Here is a 19,762-nt window from a genome sequence, read left to right as displayed (position 1 = left end):
GCCAACGGCAGCATCACGGTCGCTGACATCGCATGGCAAAACCGGCCGCAGTCGGCGAGACGGTAATGTCGCCTCTCTCGATAGTGCATGCGAACGCGCCGCCCGCATCGCTAACGGCATCGATGCAGGCATCGGATGGATGGCCGTAGCGGTTGCCCTCGCCCGCGCTCGCAATAGAGAGCTCGGGCTTAAGGGTTTCCAGCAGGTCTGTATCGACAGAATCTTTTGAGCCGTGATGCCCCAGCTTGAGCACATCGATATCACCCACCTCCTGTACAAACTCGCGCTCCTGATCGAGCTCGGCATCACCAGTGAGGAGCATACGCAGGCTTTTGCCTTCCTGAGCATAGGAGAGCAGCAAGACAAGCGAGTCCTCATTGCCCTCACCGTCAACCGTATCAAACGGCCACATCACGCGAGCCCGAAATGCGCCGATATCGACTGTGTCTCCGCGAGCCACCTGCCGATACGTGACGCTTGGGCGATTCAGGACCTCAGCAGGCGCACTGCCCAGCGCATCCGCCGCAACCGCAATGGTTCCTACCGAAAACCGATCGAGTACGTCGGGAAGACCGCCCCAATGGTCTTCATCCCAATGCGTCACGAAGACGGCGTCGATATGGTGGACGTTATTGCGAACCAACGCCGACACCACGCGCGCGTCGAGCCCACAGTCGACGAGCGCCACGGCGCCACCCTGACGAACAAGAATCGCATCGGCCTGGCCAACATCAAGGACTGTCACCGAAGGCGGCGCACATCGATCCCAATAGACATACGGAACGCCCGCCGCAAGCATCAAACACAGCAGCCCCACTGCCATGGGCCGCGCGCGGGGGCGTGGCCACAAGACCAAGAGGACCACCAGCGAAAAAGGCACCACGTATACCAAGGGCGTATCGGGCGGCACGCTTACGGATGCGCCCGGAACGGCAGCAAAGAGCTGCTCAAAGAACAGGGCACAGCGAGCGATAGCCATGGGCACCACAAGCGCCCCGTGGCGCAAGAGCGGCACAAGCGAGCAAGGCACCAGCACAACCGAAGATGCGAGCAGAACGCTTATCACCGGACCGATCACGGCATTGGCAAGCGGGGCAATGAGCGAAAACATCCCAAATGCGGGAATGGTTACGGGAAGTGTCGCGAGCTGCGAGCACAGCGTGACGGACAAAATACTGGCAACCCCCGATGGCACGCCCAGCTCGCCCAAGGCGTAGGTAGCGTAGGGGCAAAAACAAAGGATGGCAAAAACACTGGCGCACGATAGCTGAAAACCCATCTCGAACAATACTGTCGGCCGCAGCAACATAAAGATTGTCATGGTCAAAAATAGAGCCGAAAGGCCATGCCGACGACGTCCGGCACCGTTGACGACAAGCGTCACCGCCACCATACAGCACGCGCGCACGGCCGAGGGCGAAGCGCCCGTAAAGACGGCATAGGCAGCGAGGGCCAGCACCAACAGCCCCCTCTGCAGCCCACGAGAGAGGCGAGTCTTTTGCAGGGCGCTCTCAATCACAAACCCAACGATGGCAAGATGGCTGCCCGAGACGGCGATAAGATGTGCGGTGCCCGTTACCGAAAACAAATCGCCCGCCGGCTGAGCACGCAGCTCGGAGGAGCGTCCGCAGACAACGCCGGCAATGAGCGAGCGCGCCGGATCGGTCTCGGGCGCGATAGCGGCAAGGAGCTCGTTTCGCAGCCAGGGCAACGGCCCCGGAAAGCCCTCGTCAACCGATACCAACCGGATGACCTTAACTTTTCGAAGCTCGCCCCGAAGCACGCGTGAGCGCCCATACGCATCATTCTCAAAACGCGAAATTCGACCGACAGCATGCACACGCGAACCGGCGCTGAGCTCACGGTCACACGACAGCCGTATCTCGCCCAAGCGCTTTCCACCCGCATATGAATCACAGGTATAGGAGTACGTCCCGTCATTGATGGATGGGTCACCCTGTACAACAAACTCGAGACTGCTCGCAGCTCGATTATCCAGTGCCGTCGAAGCACGCAGCGCCCCTATCGCCCAACCCGCGGACACGACCGCTCCCGCCAGGAGGCCGAGGGACGCGGCATACAGCCATCGCCTCCACCGCACAAGACGCATACAAAACCGAGCCAATACGATGCACGCGGCAGCCGCAACGGGAATGGCCATAAGCAATGTGACGGGCGCTGCCCGCTCCCCCAGCAGCAAATCGGCTGCCACGTTAAGCACCAGGCCGCAGCTCGCACACAAGCCAGAACAAAGGGCCATCGTCCACGGCATCAGGGGCCGCGGCGGCATCACATGCTCGCACTCGGACACACTCATACGCAGATGCAATCTTTAATTTTGGCGAGCTTTTTCTCACCGATCCCCGATACGCGCATGAGGTCATCGACCGAGGCAAAGGCCCCGTTTTGAGTCCGCTCATCGACAATCGACTGGGCCGTAGAAGGCCCGATGCCCGAAAGCGTCTGCAGTTCCGCCGCACTTGCCGTATTGATATTCACAAGCCCCGACGAAGACCCCGCACCAGCAGTCATGGCAGCACCGCTTTCGACCCCGCCGACCGCCGCAGCCGCTTGTTGCTCCCCCACCATCGGAACATAGATTTTTTGACCATCTGTGATCTTGGACGCACGATTAAGCCCTGTCACATCCGCCTCAGCCGTAAGCCCTCCGGCGGCATCGATCGCTTGGGACACCCGCGCTCCGTCTTTGAGCCGGTACACGCCAGGCCTCGCAACGGCGCCATCGACATCGACGTACACCTCAGCAGCAGAAGAACTCTTGGCAGACGACTCATCGGCATCATCAGGTAACCCATCCCCGGCCCCGCGCACATCCGAGGCGCCCGCCTCATCACCACGCTCAAACGACACGCCGCTGGAGCGGCTACTAAAACTTGCCATCGCCAAGCCGCTCGCGGCGGCAATGACAATCAGAATCGCCACGACCATCGCCTTATGGCCGAGCAGCTTTTCTGCCCAGCGGTCCATCCGTTTAACCCGTTCGTGTTGCTCGCGTTGCGCCATAGCAAACACCTCCCAACACCATCGTGTCAGGAAACGAGCGCCGTAGCCTCCGCACGCCCACACCGGTTATCGAAGTCAAACCAAAAGCTGACCAAAACCTTGCAGGATAGTGTCCATTTATTCAGATACACGTCGACAAATGAACCGTTTATCGCCTAATGCCCAGATAGAGATAGACCGACGATGCAAATGCACCGCCGGTCTATACACAACATTATTCGTGATCTTGGTAAATCTCACGTGGAGCAAGCTGAGGATGTTTACGTTTTAAGGTCTTAGGGGCCTTGTACGTGTTGCTCTCGAAGTCGATGTACTCGGTCTGTTTGAGCAAGCGCTCAATCATCTCCTCGTGATCGAACAGCTCCCACGCCTCATGCACGGCATCGAGTTTTGCGTGCGTCTCGGGGCGGCGCGGCATAAAGAGCGTGCAGCAATCGGGAGCAGCCTCGGTCGAGATATCGAAGGTACCGATTTCCTCGGCACGCGCGATGATCTCCTGCTTGTCCGAACCGATCAGCGGGCGGAACACGGGGATCTTGACGGCCTCGTTGACGGCCATAATGTTCTCGAGCGTCTGGGAGGCAACCTGACCGAGCGATTCACCGGTCACGATAGCCTTGGCGCCCTCGATATGCGCAATGCGCTCGGCAACCGAATACATAATGCGGCGATACATGATCACGCGCAGGTTGCTGGGGCAGGCCACGGAAATCTCACGCTGGCAATCGCCAAACGGCACCACGTACAGGCGGCCGATCTGGACGCCCGGCGCAAGCGCACGGATAATGTCCTGCACCAAATACTCGCTCGTATCGGGTGTCTGCGGACGACCGGAGAAATGCACCGGCACGCACACCGCGCCGCGACGCGCGAGCATCCAGGTCGCCACCGGAGAATCGATGCCCGACGACAGAAGCGTCACAACCTTGCCGGCGGAACCCACCGGCAGACCGCCCACGCCGCGCTCGGAGCGCGCATACACGTAAACGCTACCCTGGACCACCAGTACGTGCACCATCGCGTCGGGGTCGTGCATCTGGACCTTTTTATCGGGGAAGGCCTCGCACAGTACCTCGCCAACCTGACGATTGATATCAATCGAGGTGAGCTCGTAGTCGGTGTTAGAGCGTTTGGCATGCACCTTAAACGAATCGAAAGGACCAAACTCGCGCAGCGCCTTCACGGCGGCGGCGCAGTACTCCTGCGGGTCGCGGTTGGTGTGATATGCCAGGGACACGCGGGCAACGCCGGGGACGGTGCGAATGACACGCGCCGCCTCGTCGGCCTGATGCTCGTTAAAGGTCACGAGGATATAACCGGAAATTCGAGACACGGCATTCACGGAAAAGGCGGCCAAGGCCGCCTTGATGTTATCCATGAGGATATGCTCAAAATGTGCGCGGTTCTTGCCCTTCAGTCCAACCTCGTGATAGTGGACCAGGCAGACGCGAGCTGCCATTTAGGCTTCAGCAACCTTGTGGCCGAGCGCCTTCTTGTAACGAGCCTCGTCGTAGGAGATATCGCCGTCGACAATCTCGTCCATAGCCATCGAGATGGTATCGGCGCCGGAGAGGCCAATGGTAATGTCATCGACATCCTGAACGGCAAGCACGCGGTTGTGCTGGCCGCGCAGCATGCTGTTAATGTCGCAGGCGCGCTTGGAGGCGAGCGAGGCGAGCAGGAAGCGGTTGTGATCGGTCTTCTCCAGAAGATCGTCAATACAAGGCTTTACAACGGACACGGACCTCAGATCCTTTCATGCATATCGAGAACGCGAACGAGCTCATCGGTCGCGCGGTCGAGATCGTCATTCACCACGACGTCGTCGTAGCGGTCGGCAAGGGCAAGTTCATCGGCGGCGTTTGCCATACGCAGCTCGATCGTCTCGGGCGTCTCGGTACCGCGACCGACCAGGCGATCGCGTAACACCTCAAGCGAAGGCGGCTTGATAAAGATCAACACGGCATCGGGGAAACGCTCCTTGACCTGCAGGGCACCCTGGACATCAATCTCCAAAATCAGAGACGAGCCAGAGGCGAGCTTGGATGCGACCTCGCTCACCAACGTACCGTAGCAGTTACCGTGGACCTCGGCCCACTCAACAAACTCACCGTTTGCCACGCGGCGGTCGAACTCCTCGCGCGTCAGGAAAAAGTAGTTGACGCCGTCGACCTCACCTTTACGTGGCGCTCGCGTGGTAGCCGAAACCGTCAGGCCCAGGTTCGAGCGGCGCTCGCGCACACGAGTGACGAGCGTCCCCTTGCCTGCACCTGACGGTCCAGAAATCACAAAGAGCTTTGAATCCTGAGCGCTCACTTATTTGGTCAGCTGCTCGAGGAGCTGCTCGCGCTGACGGACGCCGAGGCCCTGGACGCGACGGGTAGCGGAGATGCCGAGCTCCTCCATGATCTTGGCGGCCTTGGCCTTGCCATAACCGGGCAGAGACTCGATGAGGGTGGAAACCTTCATGCGGGAAGCGATGGGGTCATCGGAGTTGAGCACGGACTCGAGAGACTTCTCGCCCTTCTTGATCTGCTCGCGAAGCTCAGCGCGGGCGTGACGTGCGGCGGCAGCCTTCTCAAGAGCCTGCTTACGCTGCTCGTCGGTAAGCTGAGGGAGTGCCATTCGAACCTCCAAATAGTTGGGTTATATCTGATGCAATAATTGGCATTTTAGCACGTCAAACGCACTAAATGCCCAATCGACGGCTCCATAGGTTAGACGATACCTGCGAAAAGTGCAATATACGGAGGTCAAAGTTGAGCCCCTGACCTGTGATTCCACACAAAGGATGGGAAAGTTTTCGCAGGCACAAGGGCTAATTTGTGCTAATAAGACCCAAAAGTGGTGACTTGAGGGAATCTTTTACGCGACGTTTTCGACCAGCTCGGCGACGATGGCGTCAAAGGCCGCAACCGGATCGTCGGAGCCGGTAATAGGACGGCCCACCACGATGTGGCTCGCACCGCGCTCGATAGCCTGGGAAGGTGTCGCCACACGGGATTGATCGCCCAGGGCGGCACCCACCGGACGCACACCCGGAGTCACGATCAGCGCGTCGGGGCCGAGCAGCTCACGCATGTCGTGAGCCTCCATCGGCGAGCACACGATACCGTCGATGCCGTTGGCCTGAGCGAGCTTTGCCAGGCGAGCGGCCTCCTCGGCCACGGGCGACTCGACGCCGATCTCCGCCAGCGCATCCTGATTCATGCTCGTAAGTACGGTGATGGCGACGAGCTTGGCGCGGTCCTCGCGCGCCTCCTCGGCACCCTCGCGGCAGGCAGCGAGCATGGCGCCCGAACCCAAGCCGTGGACCGAGAGCAGGTCGGCACCGGCAAGCGAGGCCGAGCGAGCGGCACCGCGCACCTGATGCGGAATGTCATGGAACTTGAGGTCGAGGAAGACCTTAAAGCCCAAATCCTTGAACGTCTTGACGATCTCGGGACCCTCGGCGTAATAGAGCGTCATGCCCACCTTGAGCCAGGCGGCATGGCCCGAAAGCTCGTGGGCGAGCTCGAGTGCGCGCTCACGGTCGCAGTCGAGGGCGACGATAACACGGTCGCGGGCATCGGTCTCTAGCATTCGAACGCACCTACCAGCTCGTTGATGTCCTTTACGCCCTGGGACTCCGCCCAGGCCTCGAGCTCGTGCGCGATCTTAAGCGAAGCACACGGGTCGACGAAGTTGGCCATGCCGACCGACACGCAGGTGGCGCCGGCCAGGATAAACTCGGCCGCATCCTCGCCGGTCATGACACCGCCGACACCGTTGATGGGGATATCGACGGCCTGGGCGACCTCCCAGACCATGCGCACGGCGATGTGGTGGCACAGCGGGCCCGAAAGGCCGCCCTTGGGCTTGGCCACACGGGACTTGCGGGTGTGCACGTCAATGGCCATGCCCTGGATGGAGTTGATGACCGAAAGGCCGTCGGCGCCGGCAGCCTCGAGGGCGCGGGCGATCTCGGCGACGTTGACCGGAGCCATCTTAACGAACAGTGGCTTATCGGTCACCTTGCGGCAGGCAGCCATAACGGAAGAGGCGCCCTCGGGCGTGGAGCCCATGGCGGCACCGCCGGCGGCAATGTTGGGGCAGCTCACGTTGATCTCATAGCCGGCAGCCCAGGGGCACAGCTCGACATACATCTCGAGCGCGCGCACGAACTCATCAACGGAGTGACCGGCAACCTGGCAGATGACCTGGCAACCGTCCTTGGAGAGCTGCTCGAGCCACGGACCGGACTCGCGGGCGAAAGCGGCCACACCGGGGTTCTGCAGGCCCACGGAATTGATCATGCCGCCGGGGATCTCGGCCATGCGGGGTGCGGGATTGCCGGGCCAGGGCTCGGCAGCGCAACCCTTGGTGGTGATGGCACCCAGCTGGGAGACATCAAAGAAGTTCTGGAACTGCCAACCGTAGCCAAAGGTACCGGCTGCGGTGTTGATGGGGTTCTGCATCTTGACGCCGCCGAAATCGACGGACATGTTCACGGTACCCACTAGAAGACCACCACCTTGGAAGCATCGAACACGGGGCCGCACATGCAGGCACCCTTCATACCGTCGACCGTCTCGACATTGCAGGTGTTGCAGGCGCCAAAGCCGCAGCTCATCATGCGCTCGAGCGACACCTCGCAGTACGCGCCGGCCTCGGCGGCAGCGGCGGCGACTTTCTTCATCATAACGGCGGGCCCACAGCTGGCGACATAGTCGTAACCGCCCTTGCCGAGCAGCTCAGCGGCAGGGTCGGTGCATAAGCCGTGCGTACCCAACGAGCCGTCGTCGGTGCACACGTTGACCGTGGCTCCCAGCGCGCGGAACTCATCGACGCCCACGACCTTGGACGCGGTGCCAAAACCCAGGCACACGTCAACGGCCACGCCCTGCTCGGCAAGCATGCCAGCGAGGCACAGCACGGGCGGAACACCGATGCCGCCCGCCACGAGCAGCGCCTTCCTGGTGCCCTCGGGTACCAGCCAGCCGCGGCCGCCAGGGCCCAACAGGTTGGACTTGGAGCCGGGGCCCATCTGCGACAGACGACGGGTGTCGTCGCCCACGACGGCGTACCACAGCTCGACGGTACCGGCCTCGGCGTCAGAGCGATAGAAGCTCAAGGGCACGCGAAGCAGCGAAGAGGCATCGCCGGGCACGGCGATGTTCACAAACTGACCGGGCTTGAGCGCACTTGCAAGCTTGGGGGCCGAAATAACGAGCGAGAAGATGCCGTCGGCGATCTCCTGGTTCGAGACGACCTCGAAGTCGTGCATGCGTGCAGTGGAAGGTGTGGGCATAGACGCTCCAATCCCCCATGCAGTTGCATGGACCAAACGAACAGAAAGCGCGGCACCGCAAGGGCACCGCGCACAAAAGCGATAAGGCTATGCTAGCAGATGCAGCCGTCGGCAAGCGTCTGTTTACCGCCGACAAACACATCGGTGGCACGACCGGTGAGCGTGCGGCCGGCAAAACCGGAGTTCTCGGCGCGCGACTCGTAACCGTCCTCGCCGACCGTCCAGGTGACAGACGCGTCGAAGACGGTCAGGTCGGCAACAGAGCCCGCCTTGACCTGAACCTGGTCGAGGCCCAGGATCTCACGCGGCTTAATAGCCATGAGCTCGACCATGCGGCCCATACCCATCTTGCCCGTGTTGACCAGCTCGGTGAGCACGAGCGACAGCGAGGTCTCGAGGCCGATCATGCCAAAGGGCGCGAGCTCGAACTCACGGGCTTTCTCCCACGGCGTGTGGGGAGCGTGATCGGTGACGATGACGTCGACGGTGCCGTCGATGACACCCTGGCGGATGGCCTCGGCATCCTCGTCGGTACGCAGCGGCGGGTTAACCTTGAGCGAGGTGTTGTAGGTCTCGTCCAGGTCGTTCTCGGTCAGGAACATGTGATGCGGGGTGGCCTCGCAGGTAACCTGAACGCCAGCGGCCTTGCCGGCACGCACGAGCTCCAGGCCATGGGCGGTGGAGATGTGCTGGATGTGCAGCTTGGCACCGGTCAGTTTGGCGATCTCGATGTCGCGGGCGATCTGGAGCTCCTCGCCGGCAGCCGGCCAGCCCTCGAGGGCCAGACGAGTCGAAACCTTGCCCTCGTTGATCTGGCCGTGGCCGACCAGGTCCTCGTCCTGACAATGGCTCATGAAGACCTTGCCGAACATCTTGCCGTAGTCCATGCAGCGACGGAGCATGCCTGCACCCTGCACGCCGTGACCGTCGTCGGTGAAGGCGACGGCGCCGTGGGCGACCATATCGCCCATCTCGGACATAGCCTCGCCCTTAAGACCGCGGGTCATGGCGCCAGAAGGATAGACGCGGCAGTGGCCGACCTCGGCAGCGCGGGACTTGATGAACTCAACAACGGTACCGTTATCGGTAACGGGGTCGGTGTTGGGCATGGCGCACACGCCAGTGAAGCCGCCCTTGGCAGCTGCGCGGGTGCCGCTCTCGATGTCCTCTTTGACCTCGTAGCCGGGCTCGCGCAGGTGGACGTGCATGTCCACCAGGCCAGGGACAAGGTACTTACCGGAAAGGTCGCGGACCTCGGCTCCCTCGGCGGCGAGGTTCTCGCCGACCTCGGCGATCTTGTCGCCGTCGATCAGGACGTCAACGACCCCGTCAAGCTCGACGGACGGATCGACGACGTGGGCATTCTTAAGAAGCAAGGCCATTATCGGCACCTCCAAGCAGCAGATACAGGATAGCCATACGCACGCAGATACCGGCGTAGACCTGCTCCAGGATGACGGAGCGTTGCGGGTGGTCGGCCATATAGGAGTCGAACTCGACGCCGCGGTTGATGGGGCCCGGGTGGCAAATGATTGCGTCGGGCTTCATGAGCTTCTCACGGTCCTTGGTCAGGCCGAAGAGCTTGTGGTACTCGCGAATGGTCGGGAACGGGGCACCCTCGAGGCGCTCCTGCTGTACGCGCAGCATGTAGACGACGTCCAGCTCGGGCAGGACGGAATCGAGGTCGCTCGTCACGTGGTCGCAGCCCAGAACCTCGGGCGCCGGCGGCAGCAGCGTGCCGGGGGCGACGGCGTAGGTCTCGCAGCCCATGATCTTCAACGCGGGGATCAGCGAGCCGCAGACGCGGGAGTGGGCGATGTCGCCGACGACGGCGACTTTCAGACCGTGGAAGTCACCCTTGTGCTCCCAGATGGTGTACAGGTCGAGCAGAGCCTGCGTGGGGTGGTTGTGCTTACCGTCACCGGCGCAGATAACACTCGCGGGCGAATTCTGCGTGACGATGTAGGGGGCACCGGCATGTTTGTCGCGCACGACGATGCAATCGATCTTGTAGGCGTTGAGCGTCTCGACGGTATCGACGAGGCTCTCGCCCTTGACCGTGGAGGTCGAGGAGCCGCCAAAGTTGAGGCTGTCGGCCGAAAGACGCTTCTCGGCGAGCTCGAAGGAGCTGCGGGTACGCGTCGAGGGCTCGTTGAACATATTGACGATGGTCTTGCCCTTGAGCGTGGGGACCTTCTTGATGGCACGCTCGTTGACCTCGGAGAACGCCTTGGCGGTCTCGAGGATGAGGTTGATGTCCTCTTCGGAGTACTCGGTAATGTCGATCAGGTGCTTATGATTGAACGCCACGGTACTACTCACCTCCCAGCGGCGCGGAGCCCACGTGGGAACCCGGCGCGACGTCGTTGATCTCGACAGCGGTACGGCCGTCAACTTCCTTCATATATAGGTGCACGTTCTCCTCGTGCGACGAGGGAACGTTCTTGCCGACAAAGTCCGGCGAGATAGGGAGCTCGCGGTGACCGCGGTCAACGAGAACTGCCAGCTCGATGCGGCTCGGACGGCCCAGGTCCATAACGGCGTCCAGAGCGGCGCGGATGGTGCGACCCGTGTACAGGATGTCGTCCACCAAAACGACGCGCTTGCCGTCGACGCTGAAGGGAATGTTGGTAGCGTGGATCGCGGGAGCGAAGTTAGTCGCATAGTCATCGCGATAGAAGCTGATGTCCAGGCTGCCGAGCGGAACGTCAACACCCTCGATCTCCTTGATCGCCTCGGCGAGCTTCTTTGCCAGAAGGTCGCCGCGCGTGACGATGCCGACCAGAGCGAGGTCTTCACAGCCCTCGTTGCGCTCGAGAATCTCGTGCGCGATGCGGGTCATCGCTCGGTTGACGGCGGTCTCGTCCATGATGACCGCCTTGGGGGAAGTCGTGCCCATCGATCTCCTTCCTCACATGTCTTGACTGCTGATACAGTCAAAAAAATAGATGCCCGACCGCTCAAAGCGGACCAGACACCCACAGGAAGGACTGCTCTATGGCAGCAATATAAATCCATGTGGGTATCTCGTACCCCTTTAATGGTCAAGGGATAGTGTAGCCAACCCCGAGCTTAATTGCGAGCATTAATACGGAGCAATCCGCAAACGGACTCAACGCTCCATAAACCTATATATATTTGCGGGACAAGCTTGAAAACGTCGATGCGAGCTGGCATAATCCCCTCTGCTACACGCAAAACGGATCTACGTCCAGGGCCGTAGCGTGGGCACTATCGCCATAAGAGAAATATCTCTGTGTAGATTACGCACAGGGAGCTGCTTCTGTGCTATAGTTCAGGCTTGTTTGTTAACGCGACATGTTCGTTTGTCGCCCAAGGAGGGTCAGTTATGTCCAAAGTTTGCGAAGTTTGCGGTAAGCACCCCGTTGCCGGTCGCTCCATCAGCCACTCTCACCGCGTCACCAACCGTAAGTTCCGCCCCAACATCCAGCGTGTCTACGTCGTCGTCGATGGTCACCGTCGCAAGATGAACGTTTGCTCCACCTGCCTTAAGTCTGGCAAGGTTGCGCGCTCCTAAATAAGGTCTTACCAACAAGTACCTCGGACTCTCCGGGTCAAAGACCTCGCGTTCACATAGAACTTACCAAAGGCGTCCTCTCTTGTGGAGGGCGCCTTTTTGCACTCATTGGGGACAGACTTACATGGGTGTTTTCACTCATTGGGGACAGACTTACATGGGTGTTTTCACTCATTGGGGACAGACATGATGCGTGTCTGCGCGCCCCGACTAGCTCCGGCCCCTGCCTCACGCAGCTTCCTTCCAGCCCGCAGTGGCCTTGGTCACACTTGTAGCGCCGATACCGGTGATACGGGCAATTTGCTTGACCGTGAGATGTGCCTGCCTGAGCCTCAGCAGGCAGGCATCGCGTTCGGGGCGTGGCAGGGCCTTAAGCAGCGTAGGATCTATGCTCGGCAGGACTTCGCGCGCAACGGAAAGGGCCTCCTCATCGGGGATCCGACGGCGTGGAAGAACCTCCACCGACCAGATGCGCCCGGCAGCTTCCTTGAGATGTTCGCAATAGCAACGGGAGCCTCCGACAATATCGAGCATAGGGGCCGCATCACAAATGTCAAAGGGATCGTAGCCCAGCTGATATGCCTTGAAGCTTGACCATCGGTACGCCTCGAGTGAGTCGAGCGAACCTTTCACAGGATTGAGATGGATATAATCGAGCAGCTGCACCGCCTGCGTGTCCGACTCAACCGCAACCCGCGAATAGCGATTGTCAAACAGATGGCCCGTTCTTCCCGTTTTCCCATTGAAATACTTAGCATACGCCGTCAATGCGCACTGCATCGCCTTTGAAAGGTTGTCATAAGGGTCATCAACCATCAAATGGAAGTGGTTGTCCATAAGGCACCAAGCCAACACCGCCACTTTATGGCGCGCAAACCTGTCCGAGATATCCGACAAGAAACGATAGCGGTCGGAGTCATCTTCAAAAATAATCTGCTTGGAGTTGCCGCGGTCATAAACATGGTAATAGCCGGTGATCGAAACGGCGCGGGCACATCGGGGCATAATCTCTCCTTTCAAAACTGTACAGGCAACACCTAAAAGGAGAGAAGCAACGCGAAATGCTGAGCCTGTGATCTATTTATATCCAATAAGCGGCAATAACAGGTCCAGAACAGCGAAATGGCAAAACTATGTCTGTCCCAAATGAGTGAAAGCACTCATATAAGTCTGTCCCCAATGGGCGGGCCGATGCCAGGCTGATACAGAACAGCGAAATGGCAAAACGATGTCTGTCCCAAATGAGTGAAAGCACCCATATAAGTCTGTCCCCAATGAGCAGGCCGGTGCCAGGCTGATATTTTTAATTAAAACGATTCAACTAGTTGAAGCGTTTTAGTGTGCCTTTTACGGGAATCTTACCGTTCGCCGAATAATTTCTTGCTATCATGCAACACGTAGGGTAAATCTCCGATCGCAAGGAGACACAAATGGTGAAAAAGTCACCGGAAAACACTACTCCCGCAATTGTGGACAACGTAGAGGCGCTTGAGGCTAAGCTCGCTCAGATGCGAGAGGCCCAGGCGCTTTTTGCTACGTACACGCAGGAGCAGGTCGACAAGATCTTCTACGAGGCCGCCATGGCCGCCAACAAGGCTCGTATCCCGCTGGCGAAGATGGCCATCGAGGAGACCGGTCGCGGCGTTCTTGAGGACAAGGTCATCAAGAACCACTACGCCGCAGAGTACATCTACAACGCTTACAAGAACACCAAGACCTGTGGTGTCATTGAGCGCGACGAGGCCTACGGCATCACCAAGATCGCTGAGCCCATCGGCATCGTGGGCGCCGTCATCCCGACGACCAACCCCACCTCCACCGCGATCTTCAAGACGCTGATCAGCCTGAAGACCCGCAACGCCATCATCATCTCCCCGCACCCGGCTGCCGCCAAGTGCACCATCGCCGCCGCCAAGCTCGTGCTTGACGCCGCCGTCAAGGCCGGCGCCCCCGAGGGCATCATCGGCTGGGTCGATGTCCCCTCCATCGAGCTGACCAACATGGTCATGCGCGATGTCGACATCATCCTCGCCACCGGTGGCCCGGGCATGGTCAAGGCCGCCTACTCCTCGGGCAAGCCCGCCCTGGGCGTTGGCGCCGGTAACACCCCGGTCATCATCGACGACACCGCCGACGTGCTGCTCGCCGTCAACTCCATCATCCACTCCAAGACCTTCGACAACGGCATGATCTGCGCCTCCGAGCAGTCCGTGACCGTCATCGACACCATCTATGACCAGGTTAAGGCCGAATTCCAGAAGCGCGGCTGCTACTTCGTCAAGCAGGGTGCCGAGATGGAGGCCCTGCGCGGCGCCATGTTCAAGAACGGCGCTCTCGATCACCGCATCCCCGGCATGGCTGCCGCCAAGATCGCGGAACTCGCCGGTATCGAGGTTCCCGTCAAGACCAAGATCCTGATCGCCGAGGTCACCTCCACCGACCCCGCCAAGGAGGAGTTCTCCCACGAGAAGCTCTCCCCTGTCCTGGCCATGTATCACGCCAAGGACTTCCAGGAGGCCGTCGACAAGGCCGAGCACCTGGTACTCGCCGGTGGCCCGGGCCACACCGCCTCTCTGTACGTGCATCCCGCCCAGGCCGAGAAGATCAGCCTGTTCGAGCATGTCATGAAGGCCTGCCGTATCGTCATCAACACCCCGTCCTCGCACGGCGGCATCGGTGACCTGTACAACTTTGGCATGAAGCCGTCTCTGACCCTGGGCTGCGGCTCCTGGGGCGGCAACTCCGTCTCCGAGAACGTTGGGGTGAAGCACTTGATCAACGTTAAGACTGTGGCCGAGCGCCGTGAGAACATGCTGTGGTTCCGCGCTCCCGAGAAGGTCTACTTCAAGAAGGGTTCCACGCCCGTCGCTCTCGACGAGCTGGGCAGCGTCATGGGCAAGAAGCGCGCCTTTATCGTCACCGACCAGTTCCTCTTCAAGAATGGCAACACCCGCGCCATCGAAGCCAAGCTCGACGAGATGGGCATCGCCCACGACTGCTTCTACGACGTCGAGCCCGATCCGTCGCTGCAGTGCGCACGTCGCGGCGCCAAGCAGATGGCTCTCTTTGAGCCGGACGTCATCATCGCCGTCGGCGGTGGCTCCGCTATGGACGCCGGCAAGATCATGTGGATGATGTACGAGCACCCCGAGTGCAAGTTTGAGGACATGGCCATGGACTTCATGGACATCCGCAAGCGTATCTTCACCTTCCCCGAGATGGGCAAGAAGGCCTACTTCGTCGCCGTCCCGACCTCTTCGGGCACCGGTTCCGAGTGCACGCCGTTCGCCATCATCACCGACAAGGAGACCGGCATCAAGTGGCCGCTCGCCGACTACGCGCTGCTCCCCAACATGGCTATCGTTGACGCCGACAACTGCATGACCGCCCCGCGCGGCCTGACCGCCGCCTCCGGCATCGACGTCATGACCCACGCCATCGAGTCCTATGTCTCCATCATGGCCTCCGACTACACCAAGGGCCTCTCCGAGCGCGCTGCCAAGCTCGTCTTCGAGAACCTGCCCTCCAGCTTCGAAAACGGCGCCAAGGACCCGCATGCCCGCGAGGAGATGCACAACGCCTCCTGCATGGCCGGTATGGCCTTCGCCAACGCCTTCCTGGGCCTCAACCACTCCATGGCCCACAAGCTCGGTGCCTTCCATCACCTGCCCCACGGCATCGCCAACGCCATCATCCTGACTCGCGTCATGCGCTACAACGCCGCCGAGGCCCCCGTCAAGATGGGCACGTTCTCCCAGTATCCTTACCCCAACGCGCTGCACAACTACGCCGAGATGGCCAAGTACTGCGGTATCGAGGGCAAGGACGACAAGGAGGTCTTCGAGAACTTCATCACGAAGCTCGAGGAGCTCAAGGACTTCATCGGTGTCAAGAAGACCATCGCCGACTACGGTGTTGACGAGCAGTACTTCCTCGACACCCTCGACGAGATGACCGAGCAGGCATTCAACGACCAGTGCACCGGCGCTAACCCGCGCTACCCGCTCATGAGCGAGATCAAGGAGCTCTACCTGGACGCCTACTATGGCCGCGAGCCCCAGGACTACGCCGTCTGCTAGTTTTTAGCACGGTTATTTCGGCGGGGGTGAACGGGCGCACGCACGCCCCCGCCGCTGCTTCTATCGCATCGTTGAAAGGATGCAATCATGCTGCTCCCCGAATCCAAGACCGAGCTCGTCCGTCGCGGCAACAAAGTCGTTTACGACCTGGGCGACAAGATCGTCAAGGTCTTTAACGAGACCAAGCCCGTCTCCGACGTGTTCAACGAGGCTTTGAATCTTGCCCGCATCAATGAGTGCGGCATCCGCAGCCCCAAGGCTCTCGAGGTTTCTCAGCTCGAGAACGCCAACGGCTGGGCGCTCGTGACCGAGAAGGTTCCGGGCACCACCCTTGCCGAGAAGATGACTGCCGAGCCCCAGCGCTTTGGTGAGTACCTCGAGATGTTCGTCGACCTCCAGATCGAGATCCACGGCTACACCTCCCCGCTGCTCAACCGTCAGCGCGACAAGTTCGCCCGCATGATCGACAGCCTCGATCAGCTCAATGCCACCACGCGCTACAACCTTCAGGAGCGTCTGGACGGCATGACCAAGGAGTTCAAGGTCTGCCACGGCGACTTCAACCCCTCCAACGTCATCGTTGGCGACGACGGCCAGCTGTACGTCTGCGACTGGGCACACGCCACCCAGGGCTCCCCTGCTGCCGACGTTGCCACCACCTACCTGCTCTTTGCCCTCAACAGCAAGGACCAGGCCGAGGCCTACCTGGAGCTCTACTGCGATCGCGCCGACATGCCCATGCAGGTCGTGCGTCAGTGGACGAGCATCGTCGCCGCTTCCGAGCTCGCTCGTAAGCGCAACGTGAACGATGAGTTCCTTAAGAACTGGATCGACGTCGTCGATTATCAGTAATATCTGAGCGAGTTATTTCGCATCGGAGGCACAAAGGAAAACCCCGCAGCTCGCATGGGCTGCGGGGTTTTCCTTTTAGCAACAACTGTCCCTTAGACGCAAAAGCGGCCCTGCATCTCTACCTCGAGAGACGCAGGGCCGCTTAACAAGTGCACTAAACGCAGCGGGCTCGATTAACGGCGTGCTGCTTTCACAAGCTCAGCGACCTTGGCGACAACCTCATCGATCGCCACATCCTCGCGCTCGCCCGTGGCACGATCCTTGAGCTCGACGGTGCCGTTCTTAAGGCCGCGCTTGCCGAGCACCACCTGATAAGGGAAGCCCATAAGGTCGTTGTCGGCAAACTTAAAGCCGGGACGCTCGTCACGGTCGTCTACGACAACCTCGATACCCTCGGCGCACAGACCCTCGACGATTTGATCGCAAACAGAAGCGCACTCCTCCTTCTTGGGGTCGAGCGGAATCACCGCAACCTCGTACGGGGCAACGGAGACCGGCCAAACGATACCGTGCTCGTCGTTGTGCTGCTCCACGACGGCAGCGAGCGAGCGGGAAACGCCCACGCCGTAGCAACCCATGATAAGCGGCTTCTCCTTGCCGTCCTCGTCCATAAAGGTGGCACCCATGGCCTCGGAGTACTTGGTGCCCAGCTGGAAGACCTGGGAAACCTCGATGCCGCGAGCAGCGGAGAGCGGCTTGCCGCAGTGCGGGCAAGGGTCGCCGGCAACGACGGTAACCAGGTCGGCCCACTCGTCGACGGTAAAGTCGCGCTCGGGGCAGGCACCGGTAAAGTGATAGTCGACTTCGTTGGCACCGCAGGCCCACTGCTTGGACTCGCGCAGGCTTTCGTCGCAGACCAGACGAATGCCCTCGGGCAGGTTAACCGGTCCGATAAAGCCCTTATGCAGACCGTAGGTCTGGAGCTCCTCGTCGGTCATCATGCGATAGCCCTTGCCAAAGACATGCTCGGCCTTGCAGTCGTTGAGCTCATGGTCGCCCGGAACGATGGCCACAACCGGCTTGCCCTCGGCGTCGATGAGAGCCAGCGACTTGCGCGTACCGTTCTCGGGGAAGCCGAAGAACTTGGCGACGGCCTCGATGGTGCCCATACCCGGAGTCTCGACCTTGGTGAGTGTGCCGTCGCCGGGGCCCTCGGTCACAACGACCTTGGTGCTTGCCGCCTCGTCATCGGCAGCAAAGCCACAATCGTCGCAGTAGACCAGCGAAGCCTCGCCGGCATCTGCCAGCGCCATGAACTCGACGGAGGTGTCGCCACCGATCTCGCCGGAATCGGCGACGACGGGCAGGGCCTTAATGTAGCAGCGCTCGCAGATATTGGCGTACGCCTGCTTCATCTTGTCGTACTCCTCCTGCAGGCTCTCCTGCGTGGCAGAAAAGCTGTAGGCGTCTTTCATGATGAACTCGCGACCGCGCATCAGGCCAAAGCGGGGACGGAACTCGTCGCGGAACTTATCCTGGATGTGATAGAGATTCACCGGCAGTTGCTTGTATGAACGCAGCTCGTTGCGCACCAGGGCAGTCACGGTCTCCTCGTGCGTAGGGCCGAGCACGAACTCGCGGCCGTGGCGGTCATCAAAGCGCACGAGCTCCTTGCCATAGGCATCGATACGGCCGGACTCACGCCACAGCTCGGCATCGACCATGATGGGCATCATGAGCTCCTGGGCGCCGGCGGCGTCCATCTCGTCGCGCACGATGTTCTCAATCTTGCGAATCGAGCGCCACGCGAGCGGCAGATAGGAATAGAGACCGGCGGCCTCCTTGCGGATCATACCGGCACGGAGCAGCAGGCGATGGCTCGCAAGCTCAGCGTCGGCCGGATCCTCTTTGAGCGTCGGAGCATACAGCTTAGACATATACATTGCTCGGGTCATTTAATTCTCCTCAATAAGCTTGTCGACCTCGGCCATAAGCGCGTCGACAATTTGGTCCTCCGCTACTTTACCAATGATCTGGCCGTGCGAAAAGAGCAGGCCCTGACCACGTCCGCAAGCAACGCCCAGGTCGGCATCAGAAGCCTCACCGGGGCCATTGACGGCGCATCCCATGACGGCAATCGAAAGCGGCGCGGCATAGTTCTTAAGCCGCTCGGTTACTTCCTCGGCGATTGCGATCAGGTTAACCTGACAGCGGGCGCACGTGGGGCACGAGACGATCTCGGGGCCGCGGCGACGCAGGCCCAGCGACTGCAAAATTCCCCAGGCGACCGGCGGCTCCTCAACCGGATCGGCCGTGAGCGAAACGCGCATGGTGTCACCGATTCCCTCGGACAGCAGGATGCCAAGGCCCACCGAGCTCTTGATGGTGCCCTGCAGCTTGGTACCCGCCTCGGTTACGCCCAGGTGGAGCGGAACGTGGGGAATCTCACGCGACAGGGCACGATAGGTGTCGAGCGTCGTTTGCACGCTATGGGCCTTGGCCGAAAGCACAATGTTCGTAAAGCCGCGGTCTTCAAAATGCTTGACGAAACGTTCGCTCGACATCACGAGCTTTTCGGGCTGCGTGAGGTCGTCGCGCTCAGCGATATCCTGCTCAAGCGAACCAGCATTGACGCCGATACGAATCGCACAGCCCGCGGCACCCGCAGCATCGATCACCGCGTCAACCTTGGCCCAATCGCCGATATTTCCGGGATTGATGCGCAGCTTGGCAGCACCGGCCTCAACGGCACCAATGGCGAGCTTATGGTTAAAGTGGATATCGGCAACGATCGGCACCGGAGACTCGGCGCAGATGGTGCGGAAACCCTCAAGCGCGGCCTCGGTGGGCACGCTCACGCGCACGATATCGCAGCCAGCCTGCGCCAACGCGCACACTTGCGCAAGCGTTGCCTGGGCATCAGCGGTATCGGTGCAGGTCATAGATTGGACCGCCACCGGCGCGCCTCCACCGATCTGCACGCCGCCCACATGCACGGGGCGCGTCAACTCGCGAGGCAAAGGATGGGATAAAGACAAT

Annotated in this window: 18 protein-coding genes; 3 read left to right on the top strand and 15 right to left on the bottom strand. The window is 60.5% G+C overall.

The genetic code is table 11. From position 1 onward, the window contains the following. Positions 1-13 precede the first annotated feature (13 nt). The 12 genes from ACTQ40_RS04325 to pyrR all read right to left on the bottom strand — a co-directional run bounded on the left by ACTQ40_RS04325 (position 14) and on the right by pyrR (position 11,213). Positions 14-2,317 (bottom strand): DNA internalization-related competence protein ComEC/Rec2, encoded by a 2,304-nt coding sequence (locus tag ACTQ40_RS04325; protein WP_441563422.1) that lies wholly within the window; start codon positions 2,315-2,317, stop codon positions 14-16. Beyond that, on the bottom strand, positions 2,314-3,024 hold the full coding sequence (locus ACTQ40_RS04320) for a helix-hairpin-helix domain-containing protein (RefSeq protein ID WP_441563421.1): 711 nt from the start codon (positions 3,022-3,024) through the stop codon (positions 2,314-2,316). The genes ACTQ40_RS04325 and ACTQ40_RS04320 overlap by 4 nt, the downstream gene beginning before the upstream one ends. Positions 3,025-3,238: 214 nt before the next feature. Further along, positions 3,239-4,483, bottom strand: a complete 1,245-nt coding sequence (thiI, locus tag ACTQ40_RS04315; RefSeq protein ID WP_427726849.1) for a tRNA uracil 4-sulfurtransferase ThiI — start codon at positions 4,481-4,483, stop codon at positions 3,239-3,241. Continuing rightward, a complete protein-coding gene (locus tag ACTQ40_RS04310) occupies positions 4,484-4,765 on the bottom strand; it encodes a DNA-directed RNA polymerase subunit omega (protein WP_370450597.1) in 282 nt (93 codons plus the stop codon). It lies immediately after the preceding gene. A gap of 5 nt (positions 4,766-4,770) precedes the next feature. Further along, positions 4,771-5,340 carry a guanylate kinase gene (gene gmk, locus ACTQ40_RS04305; protein WP_441563420.1) on the bottom strand — a complete coding sequence of 190 codons (570 nt, stop codon included), beginning with the start codon at positions 5,338-5,340 and terminating at the stop codon, positions 4,771-4,773. Beyond that, complete coding sequence (gene mihF, locus ACTQ40_RS04300) at positions 5,341-5,649, bottom strand: integration host factor, actinobacterial type (RefSeq protein ID WP_006236130.1); 309 nt, start codon at positions 5,647-5,649, stop codon at positions 5,341-5,343. It lies immediately after the preceding gene. A gap of 240 nt (positions 5,650-5,889) precedes the next feature. Beyond that, complete coding sequence (gene pyrF / locus ACTQ40_RS04295) at positions 5,890-6,606, bottom strand: orotidine-5'-phosphate decarboxylase (protein WP_427747926.1); 717 nt, start codon at positions 6,604-6,606, stop codon at positions 5,890-5,892. Next, the gene (locus tag ACTQ40_RS04290) at positions 6,600-7,508 is read right to left on the bottom strand and encodes a dihydroorotate dehydrogenase (protein ID WP_427717595.1); all 909 of its coding nucleotides are present in this window, start codon (positions 7,506-7,508) and stop codon (positions 6,600-6,602) included. Before ACTQ40_RS04290 ends, pyrF begins: the two co-directional genes overlap by 7 nt. 14 nt (positions 7,509-7,522) lie before the next feature. After that, positions 7,523-8,290 carry a dihydroorotate dehydrogenase electron transfer subunit gene (locus ACTQ40_RS04285; RefSeq protein WP_154516544.1) on the bottom strand — a complete coding sequence of 256 codons (768 nt, stop codon included), beginning with the start codon at positions 8,288-8,290 and terminating at the stop codon, positions 7,523-7,525. A 116-nt stretch (positions 8,291-8,406) separates the two neighbouring features. Further along, the gene (locus ACTQ40_RS04280; RefSeq protein WP_441563419.1) at positions 8,407-9,696 is read right to left on the bottom strand and encodes a dihydroorotase; all 1,290 of its coding nucleotides are present in this window, start codon (positions 9,694-9,696) and stop codon (positions 8,407-8,409) included. Beyond that, the gene (locus ACTQ40_RS04275; RefSeq protein ID WP_441563418.1) at positions 9,680-10,624 is read right to left on the bottom strand and encodes an aspartate carbamoyltransferase catalytic subunit; all 945 of its coding nucleotides are present in this window, start codon (positions 10,622-10,624) and stop codon (positions 9,680-9,682) included. Before ACTQ40_RS04275 ends, ACTQ40_RS04280 begins: the two co-directional genes overlap by 17 nt. A gap of 4 nt (positions 10,625-10,628) precedes the next feature. Next, entirely contained in the window at positions 10,629-11,213 is a 585-nt protein-coding gene (gene pyrR / locus ACTQ40_RS04270) for a bifunctional pyr operon transcriptional regulator/uracil phosphoribosyltransferase PyrR (protein WP_138374176.1), read from the bottom strand. A gap of 450 nt (positions 11,214-11,663) precedes the next feature. Between pyrR and rpmB the strand changes: the two genes are divergently transcribed. Then, positions 11,664-11,852 (top strand): 50S ribosomal protein L28, encoded by a 189-nt coding sequence (gene rpmB, locus ACTQ40_RS04265; protein ID WP_022094725.1) that lies wholly within the window; start codon positions 11,664-11,666, stop codon positions 11,850-11,852. A 228-nt stretch (positions 11,853-12,080) separates the two neighbouring features. On the opposite strand, the gene ACTQ40_RS04260 is transcribed toward rpmB, so the two are convergent. Further along, positions 12,081-12,857 (bottom strand): transposase, encoded by a 777-nt coding sequence (locus ACTQ40_RS04260; protein WP_441563417.1) that lies wholly within the window; start codon positions 12,855-12,857, stop codon positions 12,081-12,083. Positions 12,858-13,282: 425 nt separating this feature from the next. Here ACTQ40_RS04260 and adhE point away from each other — a divergent pair, with 425 nt between their 5' ends. Next, positions 13,283-15,931 (top strand): bifunctional acetaldehyde-CoA/alcohol dehydrogenase, encoded by a 2,649-nt coding sequence (adhE, locus tag ACTQ40_RS04255; RefSeq protein WP_441563416.1) that lies wholly within the window; start codon positions 13,283-13,285, stop codon positions 15,929-15,931. 87 nt (positions 15,932-16,018) lie between these two features. Continuing rightward, positions 16,019-16,783, top strand: coding sequence for an aminoglycoside phosphotransferase family protein (locus ACTQ40_RS04250; protein WP_154516259.1), 765 nt, complete (start codon positions 16,019-16,021; stop codon positions 16,781-16,783). Positions 16,784-16,956: 173 nt separating this feature from the next. Here the strand turns inward: ACTQ40_RS04250 and ACTQ40_RS04245 are convergent, their stop codons facing one another. Both ACTQ40_RS04245 and ispG read right to left on the bottom strand, forming a co-directional pair. After that, positions 16,957-18,678 (bottom strand): proline--tRNA ligase, encoded by a 1,722-nt coding sequence (locus tag ACTQ40_RS04245; protein WP_229770666.1) that lies wholly within the window; start codon positions 18,676-18,678, stop codon positions 16,957-16,959. Beyond that, positions 18,679-19,761 carry a flavodoxin-dependent (E)-4-hydroxy-3-methylbut-2-enyl-diphosphate synthase gene (gene ispG / locus ACTQ40_RS04240; RefSeq protein ID WP_441563415.1) on the bottom strand — a complete coding sequence of 361 codons (1,083 nt, stop codon included), beginning with the start codon at positions 19,759-19,761 and terminating at the stop codon, positions 18,679-18,681. Position 19,762: the final 1 nt, after the last annotated feature.

Origin of the sequence: Collinsella sp. Sow4_D11 (assembly GCF_052116465.1) — a bacterium.
In the GTDB taxonomy this organism is placed as follows: Bacteria; Actinomycetota; Coriobacteriia; order Coriobacteriales; family Coriobacteriaceae; genus Collinsella.
This window is presented reverse-complemented; position numbering and strand designations above follow the sequence as displayed.

Excerpts from the sequence above, each read along its gene's own strand:
- ACTQ40_RS04325 (WP_441563422.1), bottom strand. The coding sequence starts at position 2,317 with ATGAGTGTGTCCGAGTGCGAGCATGTGATGCCGCCGCGGCCCCTGATG.
- ACTQ40_RS04320 (WP_441563421.1), bottom strand. The coding sequence starts at position 3,024 with ATGGCGCAACGCGAGCAACACGAACGGGTTAAACGGATGGACCGCTGG.
- thiI (WP_427726849.1), bottom strand. The coding sequence starts at position 4,483 with ATGGCAGCTCGCGTCTGCCTGGTCCACTATCACGAGGTTGGACTGAAG.
- mihF (WP_006236130.1), bottom strand. The coding sequence starts at position 5,649 with ATGGCACTCCCTCAGCTTACCGACGAGCAGCGTAAGCAGGCTCTTGAG.
- pyrF (WP_427747926.1), bottom strand. The coding sequence starts at position 6,606 with ATGCTAGAGACCGATGCCCGCGACCGTGTTATCGTCGCCCTCGACTGC.
- ACTQ40_RS04290 (WP_427717595.1), bottom strand. The coding sequence starts at position 7,508 with ATGTCCGTCGATTTCGGCGGCGTCAAGATGCAGAACCCCATCAACACC.
- ACTQ40_RS04285 (WP_154516544.1), bottom strand. The coding sequence starts at position 8,290 with ATGCACGACTTCGAGGTCGTCTCGAACCAGGAGATCGCCGACGGCATC.
- ACTQ40_RS04280 (WP_441563419.1), bottom strand. The coding sequence starts at position 9,696 with ATGGCCTTGCTTCTTAAGAATGCCCACGTCGTCGATCCGTCCGTCGAG.
- pyrR (WP_138374176.1), bottom strand. The coding sequence starts at position 11,213 with ATGGGCACGACTTCCCCCAAGGCGGTCATCATGGACGAGACCGCCGTC.
- rpmB (WP_022094725.1), top strand. The coding sequence starts at position 11,664 with ATGTCCAAAGTTTGCGAAGTTTGCGGTAAGCACCCCGTTGCCGGTCGC.
- ACTQ40_RS04260 (WP_441563417.1), bottom strand. The coding sequence starts at position 12,857 with ATGCCCCGATGTGCCCGCGCCGTTTCGATCACCGGCTATTACCATGTT.
- adhE (WP_441563416.1), top strand. The coding sequence starts at position 13,283 with ATGGTGAAAAAGTCACCGGAAAACACTACTCCCGCAATTGTGGACAAC.
- ACTQ40_RS04250 (WP_154516259.1), top strand. The coding sequence starts at position 16,019 with ATGCTGCTCCCCGAATCCAAGACCGAGCTCGTCCGTCGCGGCAACAAA.
- ACTQ40_RS04245 (WP_229770666.1), bottom strand. The coding sequence starts at position 18,678 with ATGACCCGAGCAATGTATATGTCTAAGCTGTATGCTCCGACGCTCAAA.